This is a genomic window from Streptomyces triculaminicus, assembly GCF_017349075.1.
Lineage (GTDB): Bacteria > Actinomycetota > Actinomycetes > Streptomycetales > Streptomycetaceae > Streptomyces > Streptomyces triculaminicus.
Map to the genome: position 1 here is coordinate 620,012 of NZ_JAFMOF010000003.1, position 20,080 is coordinate 640,091.

Consider the following 20,080-nt stretch of genomic DNA (forward strand, 5'->3'; position numbering starts at 1 on the left):
ACAGCCCCGAGGAGGACCCACGTGCCGCAACCGCTGGACGCCGATGCGGTACGGACCTGGTGCGCGCTGGCGCTCGACGCGCTGGGCCGGGCCCGCGAGGAGATCGACGCGATCAACGTCTATCCCGTGGCGGACGGCGACACCGGCACCAACCTCTACCTGACCGTCGAGTCCGCCGCCCGCGCCGTCGACGCGGTCTTCGACGGCCACGCCACCACCGGCCCGGGCTCCCGCCCCGGCCTCGCCGAGGCCGTCCGGGCCATGGCCCACGGCGCGCTCATAGGCGCCCGCGGCAACTCCGGCACCATCCTCGCCCAGCTGCTGCGCGGCATGGCCGAGGTCCTCGCGGCGGCGGGTGACGAAGAGCACCGCGAAGCCGGCGCCGCGCTCCTGGGACGGGCTCTCCGCCGCGCCGTGGAGTCCGCGTACGAGGGCGTGGCCCGGCCCGTCGAGGGCACCGTCCTGACCGTCGCCGCGGCTGCCGCCGACGCCGCCTCGGCCGTCGCCGGTGACGCCGCCGCCGTCGCCCGCGCCGCCCACGAGCGGGCCCGCACGGCCCTGCAGGACACCCCCGGGCAGCTGGAGGTCCTGGGCAGGGCCGGCGTGGTCGACGCGGGGGGCAAGGGCCTGGTGGAGGTCCTGGGGGCGCTCGTCGCCGCCCTGTCCGGCGCGACCACCGGCCGCGAGGCGGCCGCCGCCGGGCCGCCTGCCACGCGCGCGTGGCAGGCCGAAGGCTGCCCCGCCGACCTCGGCGACACCCCGTCGGCCGGCGGCGGGCCCGCCTTCGAGGTGATCTACCTGCTGGACGCCGACGACGACGCCGTCGCCCGCCTGCGCACCCGGCTCGACGCGCTGGGCGAGTCGCTCGTGGTGGTCGGCGGCGACGGCCTGTGGAACGTCCACGTGCACGTCGACGACGCCGGAGCCGCCGTCGAGGCGGGCATCGACGCCGGACGCCCGCACCGCGTCCGCATCACCCACTTCGGCGGCGCCCGCGAGGAGCGCACCCGCGTGCCCGAGCCGGCGCAGCGGGCCGTCGTCGCGGTCGTCCCCGGCGAGGGACTGGCCACCCTGTGCGCCGAGGCCGGGGCGACGGTCGTCGCCGTACGACCGGGAGAGCAGCCGGCCTGCGGGGAGCTCGTCGAGGCGATCCGGCGGGCGCACGCGCGCGAGGTCGTCCTGCTGCCCAACGACGCCGACCTGCGGCACACCGCCGCCGCGGCCGCCGAGCAGGCCCGCGCCGAGGGCGTGCGTGTCGCCCTGATCCCCACCCGGTCCCCGGTCCAGGGCATCGCCGCCCTCGCCGTCCACGAGAACGCCCGGCGCTTCGACGAGGACGTCGTCGCCATGACCTCCGCCGCCGGCGCCACCCGCTACGCCGAGCTGACCGTCGCCGAACGGCAGTCCTGGACCATGGCGGGCGTCTGCCAGGCCGGGGACGTGCTCGGCCTCATCGACGGCGACGTGGCCGTCATCGGGACCGACCTGGCCGCCACCGCCCGGACCGTGCTGGACCGCATGCTGGCCGCGGGCGGCGAGATGGTCACCCTGGTCCTCGGCGAGGGCGTCCCCGACGCCGTCGCCGACGGCCTGCGCCGGCACGTGCGCCGCGGTCACCTCGCCGTGGACACGGTGGTCTACCACGGCGGACAGCGGTCCGCGCCGCTGCTCATCGGCATCGAATAGGCCGCGTTGTCAGCGGCGTGGTGTGCAATGGACCCGTGCCCGCGCTCCAGGAACCTCTGAAGAAGACGCTCGGCGGCAACACCGCGAAGGTGCTGGCCGAGCACCTCGACCTGCACACGGTCGGCGACCTGCTGCACCACTACCCGCGCCGCTACGCCGAGCGCGGCGAGCTGACCCGCCTCGCGGACCTGCCGCTGGACGAACACGTCACCGTCGTCGCCCAGGTCTCCGACGCCCGTGTGCACAAGTTCAACAACGGCAGGGGCCAGCGCCTGGAGGTGACGCTCACCGACGGCAGCGGCCGGCTCCAGCTGGTCTTCTTCGGCCGGTCGATCTACCACCACCAGAAGGAGCTCGTGCCCGGCCGCCGCGGCATGTTCGCGGGCAAGGTCGGCACCTTCCGCACCACCCGGCAGCTGTCCCACCCCGCGTACGAGATGCTGGGCAAGGACAGCGGCGCGGACGCCGTCGAGGCCTGGGCCAACCAGCTGATCCCGCTCTACCCCGCCTGCTCCCAGATGGAGTCCTGGAAGATCTCCAACTGCCTCGACGTCGTGCTGGCCTCCATGGAGGCCGCCGGCTGGGCCGAGGTGGTGGACCCGCTGCCGGGCGCGCTGCGCGAGGGCCGCGGCCTGCTGCCGCTGCCCGAGGCGTTCCGCAAGGTCCACCGGCCGCGCACCAAGGCGGACATCGAGGACGCCCGGCAGCGGCTGAAGTGGGACGAGGCGTTCGTCCTGCAGGTCGCCCTCGCCCGCCGCCGGCACGCCGACTCCCAGCTGCCGGCCGTGCCGCGCAAGCCCGCCGCCGACGGCCTGCTGGACGCCTTCGACGCCCGGCTGCCCTTCACCCTCACCGACGGCCAGCGGAAGGTCTCCGCCGAGATCTTCGACGACCTGGCCACCGAACACCCCATGCACCGCCTGCTGCAGGGCGAGGTGGGCTCCGGCAAGACCATGGTCGCCCTGCGCGCCATGCTCGGCGTCGTGGACGCCGGCGGCCAGGCCGCGATGCTCGCCCCCACCGAGGTGCTCGCCCAGCAGCACCACCGGTCGATCACCGAGATGATGGGCGACCTCGCCGAGGGCGGCATGCTCGGCGGCGCCGACCTGGGCACCAAGGTGGTGCTGCTCACCGGCTCCATGGGCGCGGCGGCCCGCCGGCAGGCGCTGCTGGACCTCGTCACGGGCGAGGCGGGCATCGTCGTCGGCACCCACGCGCTCATCGAGGACAAGGTGCGGTTCCACGATCTGGGCCTGGTCGTCGTCGACGAACAGCACCGCTTCGGCGTCGAGCAGCGCGGCGCCCTGCGCTCGAAGGGCAAGCAGCCGCCCCACCTGCTGGTGATGACGGCGACGCCGATCCCGCGCACGGTCGCGATGACCGTCTTCGGCGACCTCGAGACGTCCGTGCTGGACCAGCTGCCCGCCGGCCGCTCGCCCATCGCCACCCATGTGGTGCCCGCCAGGGACAAGCCGCACTTCCTCGCCCGCACCTGGGAGCGGGTCCGCGAGGAGGTCGAGGGCGGCCACCAGGCGTACGTGGTCTGCCCGCGCATCGGCGACGAGGAGGACGCCCCCAAGGCCCGGAAGAAGTCCGCCGCGCAGGAGGCGGAGGGCGAGGGCGAGCGGCGGCCGCCGCTGGCCGTCGTGGACGTCGCCGGGCAGCTCGCCGCCGGCCCGCTGGCCGGGCTGCGGGTCGAGGTGCTGCACGGGCGGATGCAGCCCGAGGCCAAGGACGACGTCATGCGCCGCTTCGCGGCCGGCGAGGTGGACGTTCTCGTCGCCACGACCGTCATCGAGGTGGGCGTGAACGTGCCCAACTCCACCGTGATGGTGATCATGGACGCCGACCGGTTCGGCGTCTCCCAGCTGCACCAGCTGCGCGGCCGGGTGGGCCGTGGCTCGGCCCCGGGGCTGTGTCTGCTGGTCACCGAGGCGTTCGAGGCGTCGCCCGCGCGGGCCCGCCTGGGCGCGGTCGCCGCGACCCTCGACGGCTTCGAGCTCTCCCGCATCGACCTCGAGCAGCGCCGCGAGGGCGACGTGCTGGGCCAGGCGCAGTCCGGCGTGCGCTCCAGCCTGCGCATGCTCGCCGTCATCGACGACGAGGACGTCATCGTGGCGGCCCGCGAGGAGGCCACGGCGGTCGTCGCCGCCGACCCCGAGCTGGAGCGGCTGCCCGACCTGCGCACCGCGCTGGACGCGCTGCTGGACAAGGAGCGGGAGGAGTTCCTGGACAAGGGCTGAAGGCCCGCCCGCGGGGACGGCGCGCCGCCGACGTCATACGCTTTCCGGGGGGCGGCCCCGCCGCTCCCGTCCCACCACACCGCGAAGGACTCCGAGACCCATGACCCGCGTGATCGCCGGCACCGCCGGCGGACGCCGCCTGGCCGTTCCGCCCGGCACCGGCACCCGCCCCACCTCCGACCGGGCGCGCGAGGGCCTGTTCTCCACCTGGGAGTCCTTCCTGGGCACGCTGCAGGGCGCCCGCGTCCTGGACCTCTACGGCGGCTCGGGCGCGGTCGGCCTGGAGGCGCTCTCCCGCGGCGCCGGGCATGTGCTGCTGGTGGAGGCCGACGCCCGCGCGGTGCGGGTCATCCGCGACAACGTGCGCGCGGTGGGCCTCCCGGGCGCGGAGGTGCGTACGGGCAAGGCGGAGCAGGTCATCACCGGGGCGCCGCCGGCCGGCCCCTACGACGTGGTCTTCCTCGACCCGCCCTACGTCGTCGGGGACGACGCTCTCCGCGAGATCCTGCTCACACTGCGCACCCGGGGCTGGCTCGCCGACGAGGCGTTGGTCACCGTGGAGCGGAGCACCCGCGGCGGCGAATTCGGCTGGCCGGAGGGCTTCGACGCACTGAGGGCCCGTCGTTACGGCGAGGGCACGCTTTGGTACGGTCGCGCCGCCTCGGCGTGCACCGCCTGATCGGGATGGGGCACGTCATGAATGGACCGGAGAGCGAGGAACCACCGTTGCGCCGCGCCGTCTGTCCGGGGTCGTTCGACCCCGTCACCAATGGACACCTCGACATCATCGCCCGCGCGTCCCGGCTGTACGACGTCGTGCACGTCGCGGTGATGATCAATCAGTCGAAGCAGGGCCTGTTCACCGTCGAGGAGCGGATAGAGCTGCTGCGGCAGGTCACCGCCGAGTACGGCAACGTGGAGGTCGAGTCCTTCCACGGCCTGCTCGTCGACTTCTGCAAGCAGCGCGACATCCCGGCGATCGTCAAGGGCCTGCGGGCGGTCAGCGACTTCGACTACGAGCTGCAGATGGCCCAGATGAACAACGGCCTCTCGGGCGTGGAGACGCTGTTCGTGCCCACCAACCCCACCTACAGCTTCCTGTCCTCGAGCCTGGTCAAGGAGGTCGCGGCCTGGGGCGGCGACGTCTCCCACCTGGTGCCGCCGCTGGTGCTCGAGGCGCTCGACGAGAGGCTCGAGAAGCGGTAGTCGACTGACGGATCGTCAGTTGCTGCCGGGCGCGGCCCGCCGGCCCTACAGTCGTCCCGTTCGTGCCGTCGGCCCCGAGAGAGTGGCGAGCGTCACTGTGGACGTCCAGAAGAAGCTCGACGAGATCGTCACGACCGTCGCCGCTGCCCGCGCCCTGCCCATGTCGGCCTCCTGCGTCCTCAACCGCGCCGAGCTGCTCGCCCGGCTGGAGGAGCTGAGGGCCGCCCTGCCCGGCTCCCTGGCCCAGGCGGAGGAGGTCATCGGCGGCCGGGAGCGGATGGTCGCCGACGCCCGGGCCGAGGCCGAGCGGATCCTGGGGGCCGCCCGGGCCCAGCGCGGCTCGCTGATCTCCGACACGGAGGTCGCCCGCGAGGCCCGGGAGGAGGCCGGGCGCATCCTCGAGGCCGCCCGCCGCGAGGCCGCCGCGATCCGCGCGGGGGCCGACGACTACGTCGACGGCAAGCTCGCCAACTTCGAGGTCGTCCTCACCAAGACCATCGCCTCCGTCGACCGCGGCCGCGAGAAACTGCTCGGCCTGACGCCCGCCGACCCGGCATCCGGCCGCCACGCGGACCACGCGGACGACGCCCCCGAACGCGCCGCCGACCCCGCACGCCGCCGGCGCGACGCCGACGCGTACGTGGACGCCAAGCTCGGGGCCGTCTCGGCCGTCCTGGCGAGCACGCTGGAGGCGGCCGGCCGCGGCCGGGAGAAGCTGCTCGCCGGCCGTCCCGTGGACGAGCTGGCGGCGCACATGGCCGCCCAGGAACGTCTGCCCGGCGGGCGCCCCGCCGACGACGCCGACTTCCTCGCGGGCCTCGCCGCCCCCCAGGAGCCCGCCGGGCCCCCTCAGGAGGACCGGGCCGCCGGCTGGGGCGACCACGCGGCGCCGGCCGGGGAGTACGACGGGCAGGACGGGCAGGACCCCTACGGCGCGCCCCAGCCGTACCCGCCGCAGCTGGACCCCTATGCGGTGCCCGGCGGCTATCCCCAGCAGCCCGACCCGTACGCCTGGCCCGCCCAGGACCCCGCGCAGCACCGGCGGTACCCGGAGCGGCCGCAGGCGGCCGCGCTCGACGAGACGAGCCTCTTCGACACCGGCGTGATCGACCTCGACCGGCTCCGGCAGTACGACCAGGGGCGCTGAACGTCGGCGTTTTCCGTCGTCGTCTCGTCGTTCCGCCCGGCCACGGGGGGTGCGGATTGGGACCACGGCGGCCCGTCCAGTATCCTGGCTCTTCGGTCGCGTGTACGTCCGCGATCCAGGCTGCCCGCCGTGCTCCTCGAGCACGCCGGGTGCCGTCACCGCAGCGTAGAAAGCAGGAAGCCCTGAACGCCCGCCTTGATCCCCGTAACCCTCTCGTGTTCGACACACGCGAGCTGGGCCGGCGACCCGGCGCGCTGAAGCGGGTCTCCCGTTCCGTCCCGGCCCCTGCGGACCTCGGTATCGAGGTCATCGGCGTGCCCGAGAACGCCGCGGTGGAGCTTGACCTCCGCCTCGAGTCGGTCATGGAAGGGGTGCTTGTCACAGGCACCGCCCGTGCGCCGCTCACCGGGGAGTGCGTAAGGTGTCTGGAGCCGCTGGAGCATGAGCTCGACGCGGACTTCCAGGAGATGTACTCCTACCCCGACGCCGACGCCCGGGGCCGCATCGCGGCCGCGGACGACGACGCCGAGGACGACGAGGAGGAGCTGCTCTTCCTCGAGGACGACATGTTCGACCTCGAACCCGTGCTGCGGGACGCGGTGGTGCTCTCACTGCCGCTGCAGCCGGTGTGCCAGGAAGACTGCCCGGGCCTGTGCTCCGACTGCGGAGCGCGGCTGGCGGACGACCCGGACCACCACCACGACGCCGTCGACATCCGTTGGGCGGCACTGCAGGGACTCGCCGGTTCCGACCAGGACGGCGAGAAGGACAACGCACCCCGTTCCGACGGGGATGACTCACAGGAGAAGTAGCCGTGGCTGTTCCGAAGCGGAAGATGTCGCGCAGCAACACGCGCCACCGCCGGTCGCAGTGGAAGGCTGCGGTCACCCCCCTGGTGGCGTGCGAGCGCTGCCACGAGCCGAAGCAGCAGCACATCGCGTGCCCGAGCTGCGGCACCTACAACAAGCGCCAGGTCCTCGCGGTCTGATCGGCGGGTGACAGGCTTCATGTCAGACGCCAGTACGCCGTCCCGCAACCGCGGGCAAGAACCGGCGGCGACGGACACGGCCTCGTCTCACACGCTTCTGGAAGGGCGGCTCGGGTACAAACTCGAGACCGCCCTTCTGGTGCGTGCACTGACGCACCGGTCCTTCGCGTACGAGAACGGCGGCCTGCCCACCAACGAGCGGCTGGAGTTCCTCGGGGACTCCGTGCTCGGCCTGGTGGTCACCGACACGCTCTACCGCATCCACCCCGACCTGCCCGAGGGCCAGCTCGCCAAGCTGCGCGCCGCGGTGGTCAACTCCCGTGCGCTGGCCGAGGTCGGCCGGGGCCTGGACCTGGGTGCCTTCATCCGGCTCGGCCGGGGCGAAGAGGGGACGGGCGGCCGCGACAAGGCGTCCATCCTCGCGGACACCCTGGAAGCCGTCATCGGCGCGGTCTACCTCGACCAGGGCCTGGAGGCGGCGGGGGAGCTGGTGCACCGGCTCTTCGACCCGCTGATCGAGAAGTCCTCCAACCTCGGCGCGGGCCTGGACTGGAAGACCAGCCTCCAGGAGCTGACCGCCACCGAGGGCCTCGGCGTTCCGGAATACCTGGTCTCCGAGACCGGTCCGGACCACGAGAAGACCTTCACGGCTGCTGCCCGCGTCGGTGGTGTCGCGTACGGCACCGGCACCGGCCGCAGCAAGAAGGAAGCGGAGCAGCAGGCGGCCGAGTCCGCCTGGCGCTCCATCAACAGCGCCGCGGAGGCGCGCGCGGCGGCCGCGAAGGCGGACGCCGAGGGCGCCGGCAACGCGCAGGGCGCGTCCCACTGACGCTCCCGTTCATCCACGTCTTCCGGGCGGTCCCGCACAGCGGGCCCGCCCGGACGTCGTAGCCAACCCGGAGGAGTGCGGTGCCCGAGCTGCCCGAGGTCGAGGTCGTCCGCAGCGGCCTGGAGCGCTGGATCCGCGACCGCACGGTCGCCGAGGTCGAGGTGCTGCACCCCAGGGCCGTCCGGCGACACCTCGCCGGCCCCGGCGACTTCGCCGCACAGCTCGTCGGCCACCGGCTGGGCGCGGCCCGGCGCCGCGGCAAGTACCTGTGGCTGCCCGTCGAGCCCCTCGGCGCCGGCACCGCCCCGGACCGCGCGGTCCTCGCCCACCTGGGCATGAGCGGCCAGCTGCTCGTCCAGCCCCAGGGTTCCCCCGACGAGAAGCACCTGCGCGTCCGTGTGCGCTTCGCCGACGCCCAGGCCACCGAGCTGCGCTTCGTGGACCAGCGCACCTTCGGCGGCCTCTCGCTGCACGAGACGGTGCCCGGCGACCCCGACGGACTCCCGGACGTCATCGCCCACATCGCCCGCGACCCGCTCGACGCGGCCTTCGACGACGACGCCTTCCACACCGCGCTGCGCCGCCGCCGCACGACGATCAAGCGCGCCCTGCTCGACCAGTCGCTGATCAGCGGCGTCGGCAACATCTACGCCGACGAGGCGCTGTGGCGCACGCGGCTGCACTACGACCGCCCGACCGCGGGCCTGACCCGGCCGCGCACCGCCGAGTTGCTCACCCACATCCGCGAGGTCATGAACGAGGCGCTCGCGGCCGGCGGCACGAGCTTCGACAGTCTCTACGTCAACGTGAACGGCGAGTCGGGCTACTTCGACCGTTCCCTGGACGCCTACGGGCGCGAGGACGAGCCGTGCCGCCGCTGCGGCACGCCCATCCGGCGACGTCCCTGGATGAACCGCTCCAGCTATTTCTGCCCGCGCTGCCAGCGCGTTCCGCGCACCGGCGCGTAGTTGCGGCGCGGTTCGGCGCGGTTCCGTGCAGGGGAGGGCTTACGCGCGCTCCGCGTCGTACCGCTCCCGCGCCTCCAGCACCTGTGGCATCCGGCCCTCCACGAGGTGGATCAGGTCCATCAGCCGCTCGGTGATCTCCTGGCCCAGGGGGGTCAGCCGGTAGTCGACGCGCGGGGGGTTGGTCGGCTGGGCCTCGCGGTGCACGAGCCCGTCGCGCTCCAGCGCGTGGAGGGTCTGGGACAGCATCTTCTCGCTGACGCCTTCGACGCGACGGCGCAGCGCGTTGAAGCGCAGCGTGTCCTCGGCCAGGGCGCCGAGGGTCAGGCTTCCCCACCGGCCGGTGATGTGCCCGAGCGTTTCGCGGGACGGACAGCTCCGCGCGAAGACGTCGAAGGGCAGTTGGTCCTGCGGGGTACCTTCGGTCGTCGTCATGCGAACACCATACTCCCGCACAGCGCTAACCGAAGGCTTGCGGTTTCCAAAAGTTAGTGCTTTCCTTTCGTCACCCAGCCAGCGCAACGCCTTTCCAGGGAGCCCCACCGTGACCACGCCCGTCGTGTCCATCGCCTACCACTCCGGCTTCGGCCACACCGCCGTCCTCGCCGAGGCCGTCCGTGCCGGTGCCGCCGACACCGGCGCCACCGTCCACCTGATCAACGTCGCCGAGATCACCGACGAGCAGTGGGAGCTGCTCGACGCCTCCGACGCGATCGTCTTCGGCTCGCCGACCTACATGGGCACGGCCTCCGGCGCCTTCCACGTCTTCGCCGAGGCGACGTCCAAGCGCTGGTTCACCCGCGCCTGGCAGGACAAGCTGGCGGCCGGCTTCACCAACTCCGGCTCCAAGAGCGGCGACAAGCTGCACACCCTGCAGTTCTTCTCGGTCCTCGCCGCCCAGCACGGCATGCACTGGGTCGGCCTCGGTCTGGTCCCCGGCTGGCACAGCTCCACCGGCTCCGAGAACGACCTCAACCGCCTCGGCTTCTACCTGGGCGCCGGCGCCCAGACCAACAGCGACGAGGGCCCCGAGGGTGTGCACAAGGCCGACATAGCCACCGCCGAGCAGCTCGGCCGTCGCGTCGCCGAGCAGACCCGTGTCTACGTCGCCGGTCGCGCCGCGCTCTGACCTCACGCCACCGCGCGCCGCGTGCCCGGCCCGGGGGTCACACCCCGGGCCGGGCACGCGTGCGTGGTCAGTAGCCGAAGTCCTGGGTCCAGTAGGGACCGCTGCCGCCATGGTGCACGCCGACGCCCAGGCTCCGATAGTCGCAGTTGAGGATGTTGGCGCGGTGACCGCTGCTGCGCATCCACGCGTCCATCACCGTGCGCGCGTCCGGGTGGCCGCGCGCGATGTTCTCTCCGCCCAGGTTCTTGATGCCGCGCCGGGCGGCCCGGTCCCAGGGGGTGCGGCCGTCCGGGTCGGTGTGGTCGAAGAAGCCCCGCCGGGCCATGTCGTCGCTGAAGGACTGGGCGAGCCGGTTCAGCTGGGAGCTGGCCCGCAGCGGACGGCAGCCCGCCTTCGCCCGTTCCGCGTTGACCAGGGCCAGCACCAGATGCGCGGTGGAGGAGCGGGTGTCGGCGAGCGTGCCGACGGTGGACGCCGTGTGCTCGCCGTCCACGACCGCCGTACGCCGCCGCTCGGCGGTCGTACGGGCCGCGGTGACCCGCTCGCGGACCGTGGTGACGGCGGCCGGGGCGGGCCGCTGCTCGGGGGACGCCGCGGACGGCGGTGCGGACAGCGCCGAGGCCGGTGGGCGCTCGGCACCCCGGGATGCGCGGAGGTCCGCCTCCTGGGCGCCCGTGGCGCCCGTGGTGCCCATGGTGCCTGCGGCGCCTGCAGGGTCCTGCCGCTCGTCCGCTTGCCGCTCGTCCGCCCGCGTCCGGCTCACCGCCTGCTCCGCCCGGCCGGCGCCGGCCCGTTGCCGGCCCCGATCGTCACCGCGCGCCCGGTCGGTCCGGGGCGCGGCCGGGGGCCGGGAGTCCTGCGCGGGGGCCTCGACCGGGCCGTCGGCCCGGACCTGTCCGCTGGTGCCGGCGCCGGGGGAGGAGGCGTCGCCGCCCGTGAGCCCACCGCCGGGCAGCAGTCCGGAGACCATGGCGACCGCGCCCATCGCCACGGCGGCCGAGGCGCCGAGCAGTCCCGCCCGCCGCGCGGGCGGAGCCGCCTTGATCACCTTGCCGGGCGCGCCCGCCGTCCGGCCCGCTCCGGCCGTACCGCCGCGCCGTCTGCCGCGGCGTGGACCGCGGTGCCGTCCGGGGCCGGCGGGGCCGGTGCGGACGATGGGGATGGGCTGGGTGACCGCCTCGGCCGGATCCTCGGGCTCGTACGCGTCGGCCGACTCGCCCGTCAGGGGAGCCCGGGCTTTCCGGGCGTTCGCCACCTCCTCATCGGCGGTCGCGCGGGCAGAGCGTCGATGGCGACCCATCCGCTGCCTTCCTCACGTGTTCGGCGTCAAAGTGCGTCACTCGTCCGGGGGAGTCCTTATTCGGCGGCGACTGTACGGCACCGGGAACCGGGTCGAAGTGCTGCTTATGTAATTGGCCGGTTAACGTGCAGACATGAACGAGAATGTCCGTCTCACGGCGTGGGTCCGTGGGCATGTGCAGGGTGTCGGCTTTCGTTGGTTCACCCGGGCCAACGCACTGCGGATCGGCGACCTGATCGGCTTCGCCTCCAACCTCTCCGACGGCCGGGTGCAGGTGGTCGCCGAGGGGCCCCGCTCGAACTGCGAACAGTTGCTCGAGTGGCTGCGTGACGGCGACACGCCCGGCCGCGTGGACGGCGTCACCGAGATCTGGGACGTGCCCAGAGGTGGTTACGACGGCTTCGAGACCCGTTGACAGGATGACGCGAAAATCGGATTCGCGCTCGGTTTCGCAGGGGCGTGAGGGGGGCGATCATCGGATTCATATGACATTGGCATATGCGGACCACGGAAATTGCCTGATGGTTGCCAACTCGGCCGCAGCGTGCAAGGCTGCCTCTCAACGGATGATCTCTACGCCCCTCGGGCTCCGGGTGCGGAATGCGGCGCGGATATCCCTCGCGCACACCCCCGGGACGCCCGCCGATACGGGGTGTGATCGTGTTGACCGTCAATCCATTTGGTGAGACGCTGGAAGCCCCGCGCACCTTAGCTGTTTGGCATTGAAAGACCGCAGTAGTGATGGCAGACACCGCGGGTGCGAATCCCTCACGACCCACACCGCTTCGGTCGGTCACTCAGTGTGGAGGACCATCCATCATGGCAAAGGCGCTTCTCGGTTACGTCGGCGGCTCCGACCCCCGAGTCCTCTCCGAGATGCGACGGCTTCAGCAGCGTGTCCAGGACCTCGAATCCGAGCTCATTCGGATGCAGGCCGAGAACGACGCGCTGACTGCCGCCGCTCATGGCGACTCGCTGCTCGACAGCATCGACGTATCCCACGCGGAGCCTGCGCTTGCCTGACCCGTGCCCTGCCCCGGGGGCCGGTCGGGCTGCACTGTCAGCCGCTTGAGAGTTGCAAGGGACGCTTCGGCGTCCCTTCGTCGTTTCCCGGCTGGTCACGACGTCTTCTCCCCGTCCTCTCCCAAGTGATCTGCCCGGCCTCTTCACAGGTGAAACCAGCGGGTGAAGCCCGGGAAAAGAGGCGGCGCGCCCACGGCTCCCGCACGCCGGGAGGGTGCACCGGCGCGCGGTAAAGTCCTTCCGCGTGCACCTCAAGAGCCTGACCCTGCGCGGGTTCAAATCCTTCGCTTCCGCCACCACCCTGCGCTTCGAGCCCGGCATCACCTGTGTCGTGGGCCCCAACGGCTCCGGAAAGTCCAATGTCGTCGACGCGCTTTCCTGGGTCATGGGAGAGCAGGGCGCCAAGTCCCTGCGCGGCGGCAAGATGGAGGACGTCATCTTCGCCGGGACGACCGGCCGCCCCCCGCTGGGCCGCGCCGAGGTCTCCCTCACCATCGACAACTCCGACGGTGCCCTGCCCATCGACTACGCCGAGGTCACCATCACGCGGATCATGTTCCGCAACGGCGGCAGCGAATACCAGCTCAACGGCGACACCTGCCGCCTCCTCGACATCCAGGAACTCCTCTCCGACTCCGGCATCGGCCGCGAGATGCACGTCATCGTCGGACAGGGCCAGCTCGACTCCGTCCTGCACGCCGACCCCATGGGCCGCCGCGCCTTCATCGAGGAGGCCGCCGGCGTCCTCAAGCACCGCAAGCGCAAGGAGAAGGCGCTGCGGAAGCTCGACGCGATGAAGGCCAACCTCGCCCGCGTCCAGGACCTCACCGACGAACTGCGCCGCCAGCTCAAGCCGCTCGGCCGCCAGGCCGCCGTCGCCCGCCGGGCCGCCGTCATCCAGGCCGACCTGCGCGACGCCCGGCTGCGCCTGCTCGCCGACGACCTGGTCACCCTGCGCGAGGCCCTGCGCGCGGAGATCGCCGACGAGGCCGCCCTCAAGACCCGCAAGGAGGCCGCCGAGACGGAGCTGCACGCGGCCGCCCAGCGGGAGGCGGCCCTCGAGGAGCAGGTGCGCGAACTGACGCCGCGCCTGGCCGCGGCCCAGCAGACCTGGTACGAACTCTCCCGCCTCGCCGAACGCGTGCGCGGCACCATCTCCCTCGCCGACGCCCGCGTCACCAGCGCCACCGCCGCCCCCGCCGAGGAGCGCCGCGGCCGCGACCCCGAGGACCTCGAACGCGAGGCCGCCCGCGTCCGCGAGCAGGAGGCCGAACTCGACGCCGCCCTCGAGGCCGCGAGCCGCGCCCTGGAGGACACCGCCGAACACCGCGCCGGCCTCGAACGCCGCCTGGCCGAGGAGGAACGCCGCCTGCGCGACGCCGCCCGCGCCATCGCCGACCGCCGCGAACAGCTCGCCCGCCTGCACGGTCAGGTCACCGCCGCCCGCGGCCGCGCCGCCTCGGCCGAGGCCGAGATCGGCCGCCTGGCCGCCGCCCGCGACGAGGCCCGCGAACGGGCCGCCGCCGCACAGGAGGAGTACGAACGGCACCAGGCCGAGGCCGACGGCGCCGATGCGGACGACGCCGAACTCGCCGCCCGCCACGACCGCGCCAAGGCGGACCTCGCCGCCGCCGACAGCGCCCTCAACGCCGCCCGCGAGGCGGCCACCGAGGCCGAACGCCGCCGCGCCGCGATCACCGCCCGCCGCGACGCCCTCGCCCTGGGCCTGCGGCGCAAGGACGGCACGGGCGCGCTGCTGGCGGCGAAGGAACGATTGGGCGGGCTGCTCGGCCCGGCCGCCGGACTCCTGTCGGTCACCCCCGGCCACGAACTCCCCGTCGCCACCGCCCTCGGCGCCGCGGCCGACGCCGTCGCCGTGACCGGACCCGCCGCCGCGGCCGAGGCCCTGCGCCTGCTGAAGAAGGAGGACGCCGGCCGAGCCGTGCTCCTGCTGAGCGGAGCCCCCTGCGACGCCGCCGCCCCGGCCGCGCCCGCCCCCACCTCGCCGCGGCCGACCTCGTCCGCGCCCCCTGGACCTGCTGCCCGCCGTGCGCAGACTCCTGCGCGACATCGTCGTCGTCGACACCCTCGAGGACGCCGAACACCTCGTCACCACCCACCCCGGCCTGATCGCCGTCACCGCCGAGGGCGACCTGCTCGGCGCTCACATCGCCCAGGGCGGCTCCGGCGGCGCACCCAGCCTCATCGAGACCCAGGCCGCCGTCGACGAGGCCACCGCGGAGCTCACCGAGCTCGACGCCCGCTGCGCCGAGCTGACCGCGGCACGCGAGGAGGCCCAGGAACAGCGCGCCCGCCACGCCGCGCTCGTGGAGGAGCTGGCCGCCCGGCGCAGCGCCGCCGACCGGGAGAAGTCACAGGCCGCACAGGCCCTGGGACGCCTCGCCGGGCAGGCCCGCGCCGCCGCCGGCGAGGCCGAGCGGACGACGGCCGCCGCCGAGCGGGCGCAGGAGGCGCTCCGGCGCGCCACCGAGGAGGCCGAGGAACTCGCCGAGCGCCTGGCCGCGGCCCAGGAGCGGGCCCTGGGCGACGAGGACGGCACCGACGAACCCGACACCTCCGTACGGGACCGCCTCGCCGCCGACGGCGCGAACGCCCGGCAGACCGAGATGGAGGCGCGCCTGCAGGTCCGTACCCACGAGGAGCGCATGAAGGCCCTCGCCGGGCGGGCCGACGGCCTCGACCGCGCGGCCCGCGCCGAGCGCGAGGCACGGGCCCGCGCGGAGCAGCGGCAGGCGCGGCTGCGCCACGAGGCCCAGGTCGCCTCGGCGGTGGCGGCCGGCGCCCGGCAGCTGCTGGCGCACGTCGAGCTCTCGCTCGTACGGGCCGACGAGGAGCGCCGGGCGGCGGAGGCCGCGAAGGCCGAGCGCGAACGCGAGCTGACCGTGGGCCGCGACCGGGCGCGCGAGCTGAAGTCGGAGCTGGACAAGCTCACCGACTCGGTCCACCGGGGCGAGGTGCTGGGCGCGGAGAAGCGGCTGCGCATCGAGCAGCTGGAGGCGAAGGCACTGGAGGAGCTGGGCGTGGAGCCCACGGCCCTGGCCGCGGAGTACGGCCCCGACCAGCCCGTACCCCCCTCGCCGCCGGCCGAGGGCGAGGAGCTCCCCGACGACCCGGACCACCCCCGCAACCAGCCCGTCCCCTACGTCCGCGGCGAGCAGGAGAAGCGCCTGAGGGCGGCCGAACGGGCCTATCAGCAGCTGGGCAAGGTCAATCCCCTCGCCCTCGAGGAGTTCGCGGCGCTGGAGGAGCGCCACCAGTTCCTCTCCGAGCAGCTCGAGGACCTCAAGAAGACCCGCGCGGACCTCCTGCAGGTGGTGAAGGACGTCGACCGGCGGGTGGAGGAGGTCTTCACGGCGGCGTACCACGACACGGCCCGGGAGTTCGAGGGCGTCTTCTCCCGGCTCTTCCCCGGCGGCGAGGGCCGTCTGGTCCTCACCGACCCGGACGACATGCTGGCCACCGGCGTGGACGTGGAGGCCAGGCCCCCCGGCAAGAAGGTCAAGCGGCTGTCCCTGCTGTCGGGCGGCGAGCGCTCCCTGACCGCGGTCGCCCTGCTCGTGGCGATCTTCAAGGCCCGCCCGAGCCCGTTCTACGTCATGGACGAGGTCGAGGCGGCGCTGGACGACACCAACCTCCAGCGCCTGATCAGGATCATGAAGGAGCTCCAGGAGAGCTCCCAGCTGATCGTGATCACGCACCAGAAACGCACGATGGAGGTGGCCGACGCGCTCTACGGAGTGTCGATGCAGGGCGACGGAGTGTCGAAGGTGATCAGCCAACGCCTCCGTTAGCTTCAACTATTGAACTCAACACCTGGAAAACTCTGGGGAAACATCTTGGTCACAACCTATTGACTTAGAAAATTGAAGACATAGGGTCTCCCACGTTGCTTACGCCTTCAAGTGGTGGTCACTTCGATCTTGTGCGCCACTGGAAAGGCCCCCCCACCCCGGCAACGTGGCCGGGTTCCAGGAGTACACGTTGACCAGCACCGCGCCGGCGCAGGCGTCCGAGGGCCGCAAGGCCCAACCGGACCACCTCGGCCACGTCATCTTCATCACCGCGGCCGCGGCCATGGGTGGTTTCCTCTTCGGCTACGACAGCTCCGTGATCAACGGCGCTGTCGAGGGCATCCGGGGGAAGTACGACATCGGTTCGGCCGCCCTCGCCCAGGTCATCGCCATCGCCCTGATCGGCTGCGCCATCGGTGCCGCCACCGCGGGCCGGGTCGCCGACCGCATCGGCCGCATCCGCGTCATGCAGATCTCGGCGACGCTGTTCACCATCAGCGCCGTCGGCTCGGCCCTGCCCTTCGCCCTGTGGGACCTCGCCTTCTGGCGCGTCCTCGGCGGCATCGCCATCGGCATGGCCTCCGTCATCGGCCCGGCCTACATCGCCGAGGTCTCCCCGCCGGCCTACCGCGGCCGCCTCGGCGCGTTCCAGCAGGCCGCGATCGTCATCGGCATCGCCGTCTCGCAGCTGGTCAACTGGGGCATCCTCAACGTCGCCGACGGCGACCAGCGCGGCAAGCTCATGGGCATCGAGGCCTGGCAGCTCATGCTCGGCGTCATGGTCGTCCCGGCCGTCCTCTACGGCCTGCTCTCCTTCGCCATCCCCGAGTCCCCCCGCTTCCTGATCTCGGTCGGCAAGACCGACAAGGCCAAGAAGGTCCTGGCCGACGTCGAGGGTCACACCGTCGACCTCGACAAGCGCGTCGCCGAGATCGAGCACGCCATGAAGAGCGAGCAGAAGTCCACCTTCAAGGACCTGCTCGGCGGCCGCTTCGGCTTCCTGCCGATCGTCTGGGTCGGCATCGGCCTCTCGGTCTTCCAGCAGTTCGTCGGCATCAACGTCGCGTTCTACTACTCCTCGACGCTGTGGCAGTCGGTGGGCGTGAACCCGGAGAGCTCGTTCTTCTACAGCTTCACGACGTCGATCATCAACATCGTCGGCACCGTGATCGCGATGGTCCTCGTCGACCGCATCGGCCGCAAGCCGCTCGCCCTCATCGGCTCCGTCGGCATGGCGCTCTCCCTCGCCCTCGAGGCCTGGGCCTTCGCCTCCAAGACGGCGGACGGCACCCTGCCCACCACCCAGGGAACCGTGGCCCTGATCGCGGCCCACGCCTTCGTCCTCTTCTTCGCCCTCTCCTGGGGCGTCGTGGTCTGGGTCTTCCTGGGCGAGATGTTCCCCAACCGCATCCGCGCCGCCGCGCTCGGCGTGGCCGCGTCCGCCCAGTGGCTCGCGAACTGGGCCATCACGGCCAGCTTCCCGAGCCTGGCGGACTGGAACCTCTCCGGTGCGTACGTGATCTACGCGATCTTCGCCGTGCTCTCGATTCCCTTCGTACTCAAGTACGTCAAGGAGACGAAGGGCAAGGCGTTGGAGGAGATGGGCTAACCCCCCCCCCGCCGCCCCTCTCCTCGAAAGGGCGTTGCCCCGGCAAGATGCCGGGGCAACGCCCTTTTCTTGTACCCCGGCCCGGAACCGGGGCACCGGAAGGGGGTGGGTGCGGCCCGGTGGGCCCGTTTGTGCCCACCCGTTCCGCCCAGCGGAACGATTGCCCACAAACGGGCGGGGCGATTGCCCACAAACAGGCAGGCGGGGCGACCGCCCCCACCGCCCGCAGCCAAAGGTCCGGCCGGAGGGGCCGGGGTGGGGGGCCGGGCCCTGAGAGGGACGTAGGGGTTATTTGCGGCCCAAGTGCGGGGTGACCAACTCCGTAGACGGCTCCGGGCCGTAAATAATCCAGCCCCGTAAGGGCCCGGCCCCTCCCGCCCCGGCCCCGCCCCCCACGCACAACGCAAAGAGGGCCCCCATCCAGGGGGCCCTCAAGCAACCAGCGTCAGCGGTCAGCGCCTACGCGGCAACCTTCTCGCGCTCCGCACCAGCGGCCTCCGCCACCGCCACATCCTCCCGCGGCACCGGCAGCACCGCCATCAGCACCGCCGAGATCACGATCGTCGCCGCCCATCCCAGCCCGTACCTGCCGACGAACGTCGAGGCGAACGGCCCGGTGAACCAGTCGCACTTCGTGAAGCAGACGCCCGCAATCAGCGCCACGGCCCAGGCCGTCATCGCCTGCCAGCAGAAGCCGCCCACGTACCAGTACCGGCTCGTACGACCCGTGTCCATCAGCGCCTCCGCGTCATAGCGCACGGCGCGCACCCGGCGCCGCGCCATGTCGACCGCGTACACGCCGATCCAGGCCGAGAAGGAGACGGCCAGCAGGATCAGGAAGGTGATGAAGGAGCTGAGGAAGCTCTTGGCGACCAGCATCAGCATCAGACCGCCGATGAGCGAGATCGCCGCGTTGATGCTGACGGCCATCGCGCGCGGCAGCTTCACGCCCATGGTCTGGGCGGTGAAGCCGGCCGAGTACATCGAGAGGCTGTTGATCAGCAGCATGCCGACGATCGCGGTGGCCAGGTACGGCACGGCCAGCCACGTCGGGAGGATGTCACCGAGGAAGGACACGGGGTCCGGGGCGTCGGCGAGCTTGGGCGTGGAGACGGCCATCACGGCGCCCATGAGCACCATCGGCACCATGACCAGACCCGCACCGGACACCGTGACGCCGACGATCTTCTTGCCCGACGCGGCGTGCGGCAGGTACCGCGTGAAGTCCGGCCCGGTGGGCACCCAGCTGATGCCGCCGGCGGCGATGGTCCCGATGCCGGCGATCACCATGGCGGTCGTGCCCGCGGGCTTGGAGAAGACGTCGTCCCACGAGATGTTCATGATCAGGTAGCCGAGGACCAGCACGCTGAAGAGGCCGAACAGGTACGTCGACCAGGTGTTGCAGACGTTGAGCGCCTTGCGCCCCATGCCGCTGACCAGGAACGTGCAGGCCACGAAGACGAACAGGGTGACGACGATCAGCACCGTGTTGCTCTTCACGCCGAAGAGCAGGTCGAGAACGGTGAGCACGGCGTACGCGCCGGTGACCGCGTTGATCGTCTCCCAGCCGAAGCGGGCGACCCACAGGATCGCGCCCGGGAAGAGGTTTCCGCGCACGCCGAACGTGGCCCGCGAGAGCATCGCGCCGGGCGCGCCGCCCCACTTGCCGGACACGGACAGCACGCCGACCAGGCCGAACGAGACGAGCGCGGCGCACGCCGCGACGATCAGGACCTGCCAGAAGTTCAGGGCGTTGAAGACGACCAGCGCCGCACCCATCGTGAGCAGCAGCACACTGATGTTGGCGGCGACCCAGGTCGGGAAGAGCTCCCGGACCCGGCCGTGCCGCTCGTGGTCGGGTACGGGCTCGATGCCGCGGGTCTCGATGGCGCTCTCGGCGCTGGACACGTTGGCGCCGTCGGCAGCGTTGTCCATGGTGGGGGCCATAGCGGGGGCTCCGTGCGGGGTGTGACAGGGCGGGGCCTGGGCAGAAAGGGACGTTGGGACTCTACGCGCGTCACGCGAGCCCACGCCATCGTACTTTGATCTAACTTTGTGCAGTTAGGGTCATTCGTCCTTGTGGAAAACCACAAGGACGCCACACGCCGAGGCGCCGCAGCGCCCGCACCCGCCGGTGTCCGAT

The 20,080-nt window shown here is 72.5% G+C and carries 16 protein-coding genes and 1 pseudogene; 14 read left to right on the forward strand and 3 right to left on the reverse strand.

Annotated features, from left to right (window positions below; all coding sequences use genetic code 11):
* The first annotated feature begins 21 nt into the window (after positions 1-21).
* The 9 genes from J1792_RS21440 (at position 22) to mutM (ending at position 9,067) form a co-directional block, all read left to right on the forward strand.
* Positions 22-1,686: a DAK2 domain-containing protein gene (locus tag J1792_RS21440; RefSeq protein WP_086571946.1), complete on the forward strand. Its 1,665-nt coding sequence runs from the start codon at positions 22-24 to the stop codon at positions 1,684-1,686.
* A 35-nt stretch (positions 1,687-1,721) separates the two neighbouring features.
* Positions 1,722-3,929 (forward strand): ATP-dependent DNA helicase RecG, encoded by a 2,208-nt coding sequence (gene recG, locus J1792_RS21445; RefSeq protein ID WP_207248003.1) that lies wholly within the window; start codon positions 1,722-1,724, stop codon positions 3,927-3,929.
* A 100-nt stretch (positions 3,930-4,029) separates the two neighbouring features.
* Positions 4,030-4,608, forward strand: coding sequence for a 16S rRNA (guanine(966)-N(2))-methyltransferase RsmD (gene rsmD, locus J1792_RS21450; RefSeq protein WP_086571942.1), 579 nt, complete (start codon positions 4,030-4,032; stop codon positions 4,606-4,608).
* A 47-nt stretch (positions 4,609-4,655) separates the two neighbouring features.
* Positions 4,656-5,135: a pantetheine-phosphate adenylyltransferase gene (coaD, locus tag J1792_RS21455; protein ID WP_179198977.1), complete on the forward strand. Its 480-nt coding sequence runs from the start codon at positions 4,656-4,658 to the stop codon at positions 5,133-5,135.
* Positions 5,136-5,232: 97 nt separating this feature from the next.
* Complete coding sequence (locus J1792_RS21460) at positions 5,233-6,282, forward strand: ATP synthase subunit B family protein (RefSeq protein WP_207248167.1); 1,050 nt, start codon at positions 5,233-5,235, stop codon at positions 6,280-6,282.
* Between the two features lie 215 nt (positions 6,283-6,497).
* Positions 6,498-7,094 (forward strand): YceD family protein, encoded by a 597-nt coding sequence (locus J1792_RS21465; protein ID WP_179199158.1) that lies wholly within the window; start codon positions 6,498-6,500, stop codon positions 7,092-7,094.
* A gap of 2 nt (positions 7,095-7,096) precedes the next feature.
* Positions 7,097-7,270: a 50S ribosomal protein L32 gene (gene rpmF, locus J1792_RS21470; protein WP_086575354.1), complete on the forward strand. Its 174-nt coding sequence runs from the start codon at positions 7,097-7,099 to the stop codon at positions 7,268-7,270.
* Positions 7,271-7,289: 19 nt separating this feature from the next.
* Positions 7,290-8,099, forward strand: coding sequence for a ribonuclease III (gene rnc, locus J1792_RS21475; protein ID WP_207248004.1), 810 nt, complete (start codon positions 7,290-7,292; stop codon positions 8,097-8,099).
* A gap of 80 nt (positions 8,100-8,179) precedes the next feature.
* Entirely contained in the window at positions 8,180-9,067 is an 888-nt protein-coding gene (gene mutM / locus J1792_RS21480; RefSeq protein ID WP_207248005.1) for a bifunctional DNA-formamidopyrimidine glycosylase/DNA-(apurinic or apyrimidinic site) lyase, read from the forward strand.
* 39 nt (positions 9,068-9,106) lie between these two features.
* On the opposite strand, the gene J1792_RS21485 is transcribed toward mutM, so the two are convergent.
* The gene (locus J1792_RS21485; protein WP_207248006.1) at positions 9,107-9,499 is read right to left on the reverse strand and encodes a winged helix-turn-helix transcriptional regulator; all 393 of its coding nucleotides are present in this window, start codon (positions 9,497-9,499) and stop codon (positions 9,107-9,109) included.
* A 109-nt stretch (positions 9,500-9,608) separates the two neighbouring features.
* On the opposite strand from J1792_RS21485, the gene J1792_RS21490 reads away from it, so the two are divergent.
* Positions 9,609-10,193, forward strand: a complete 585-nt coding sequence (locus J1792_RS21490) for a flavodoxin family protein (RefSeq protein ID WP_207248007.1) — start codon at positions 9,609-9,611, stop codon at positions 10,191-10,193.
* A gap of 67 nt (positions 10,194-10,260) precedes the next feature.
* On the opposite strand, the gene J1792_RS21495 is transcribed toward J1792_RS21490, so the two are convergent.
* Positions 10,261-11,493 (reverse strand): CAP domain-containing protein, encoded by a 1,233-nt coding sequence (locus J1792_RS21495; protein WP_242646332.1) that lies wholly within the window; start codon positions 11,491-11,493, stop codon positions 10,261-10,263.
* Between the two features lie 133 nt (positions 11,494-11,626).
* Here J1792_RS21495 and J1792_RS21500 point away from each other — a divergent pair, with 133 nt between their 5' ends.
* The 4 genes and pseudogenes from J1792_RS21500 to J1792_RS21515 all read left to right on the forward strand — a co-directional run bounded on the left by J1792_RS21500 (position 11,627) and on the right by J1792_RS21515 (position 17,937).
* Positions 11,627-11,908, forward strand: coding sequence for an acylphosphatase (locus tag J1792_RS21500; RefSeq protein ID WP_086574566.1), 282 nt, complete (start codon positions 11,627-11,629; stop codon positions 11,906-11,908).
* A 404-nt stretch (positions 11,909-12,312) separates the two neighbouring features.
* Entirely contained in the window at positions 12,313-12,516 is a 204-nt protein-coding gene (locus tag J1792_RS21505) for a hypothetical protein (RefSeq protein WP_086574568.1), read from the forward strand.
* A gap of 244 nt (positions 12,517-12,760) precedes the next feature.
* Positions 12,761-16,328, forward strand: a pseudogene (gene smc / locus J1792_RS21510) (chromosome segregation protein SMC).
* Positions 16,329-16,518: 190 nt separating this feature from the next.
* Positions 16,519-17,937, forward strand: coding sequence for a sugar porter family MFS transporter (locus tag J1792_RS21515; protein ID WP_086568613.1), 1,419 nt, complete (start codon positions 16,519-16,521; stop codon positions 17,935-17,937).
* A gap of 459 nt (positions 17,938-18,396) precedes the next feature.
* Here J1792_RS21515 and J1792_RS21520 read toward each other — a convergent pair whose 3' ends face one another.
* Positions 18,397-19,872 carry a purine-cytosine permease family protein gene (locus J1792_RS21520; protein ID WP_242646333.1) on the reverse strand — a complete coding sequence of 492 codons (1,476 nt, stop codon included), beginning with the start codon at positions 19,870-19,872 and terminating at the stop codon, positions 18,397-18,399.
* Positions 19,873-20,080: the final 208 nt, after the last annotated feature.

Excerpts from the sequence above, each read along its gene's own strand:
- J1792_RS21485 (WP_207248006.1), bottom strand. The coding sequence starts at position 9,499 with ATGACGACGACCGAAGGTACCCCGCAGGACCAACTGCCCTTCGACGTC.
- rsmD (WP_086571942.1), top strand. The coding sequence starts at position 4,030 with ATGACCCGCGTGATCGCCGGCACCGCCGGCGGACGCCGCCTGGCCGTT.
- J1792_RS21520 (WP_242646333.1), bottom strand. The coding sequence starts at position 19,872 with ATGGACAACGCTGCCGACGGCGCCAACGTGTCCAGCGCCGAGAGCGCC.
- J1792_RS21505 (WP_086574568.1), top strand. The coding sequence starts at position 12,313 with ATGGCAAAGGCGCTTCTCGGTTACGTCGGCGGCTCCGACCCCCGAGTC.
- rnc (WP_207248004.1), top strand. The coding sequence starts at position 7,290 with ATGTCAGACGCCAGTACGCCGTCCCGCAACCGCGGGCAAGAACCGGCG.
- J1792_RS21495 (WP_242646332.1), bottom strand. The coding sequence starts at position 11,493 with ATGGGTCGCCATCGACGCTCTGCCCGCGCGACCGCCGATGAGGAGGTG.
- J1792_RS21500 (WP_086574566.1), top strand. The coding sequence starts at position 11,627 with ATGAACGAGAATGTCCGTCTCACGGCGTGGGTCCGTGGGCATGTGCAG.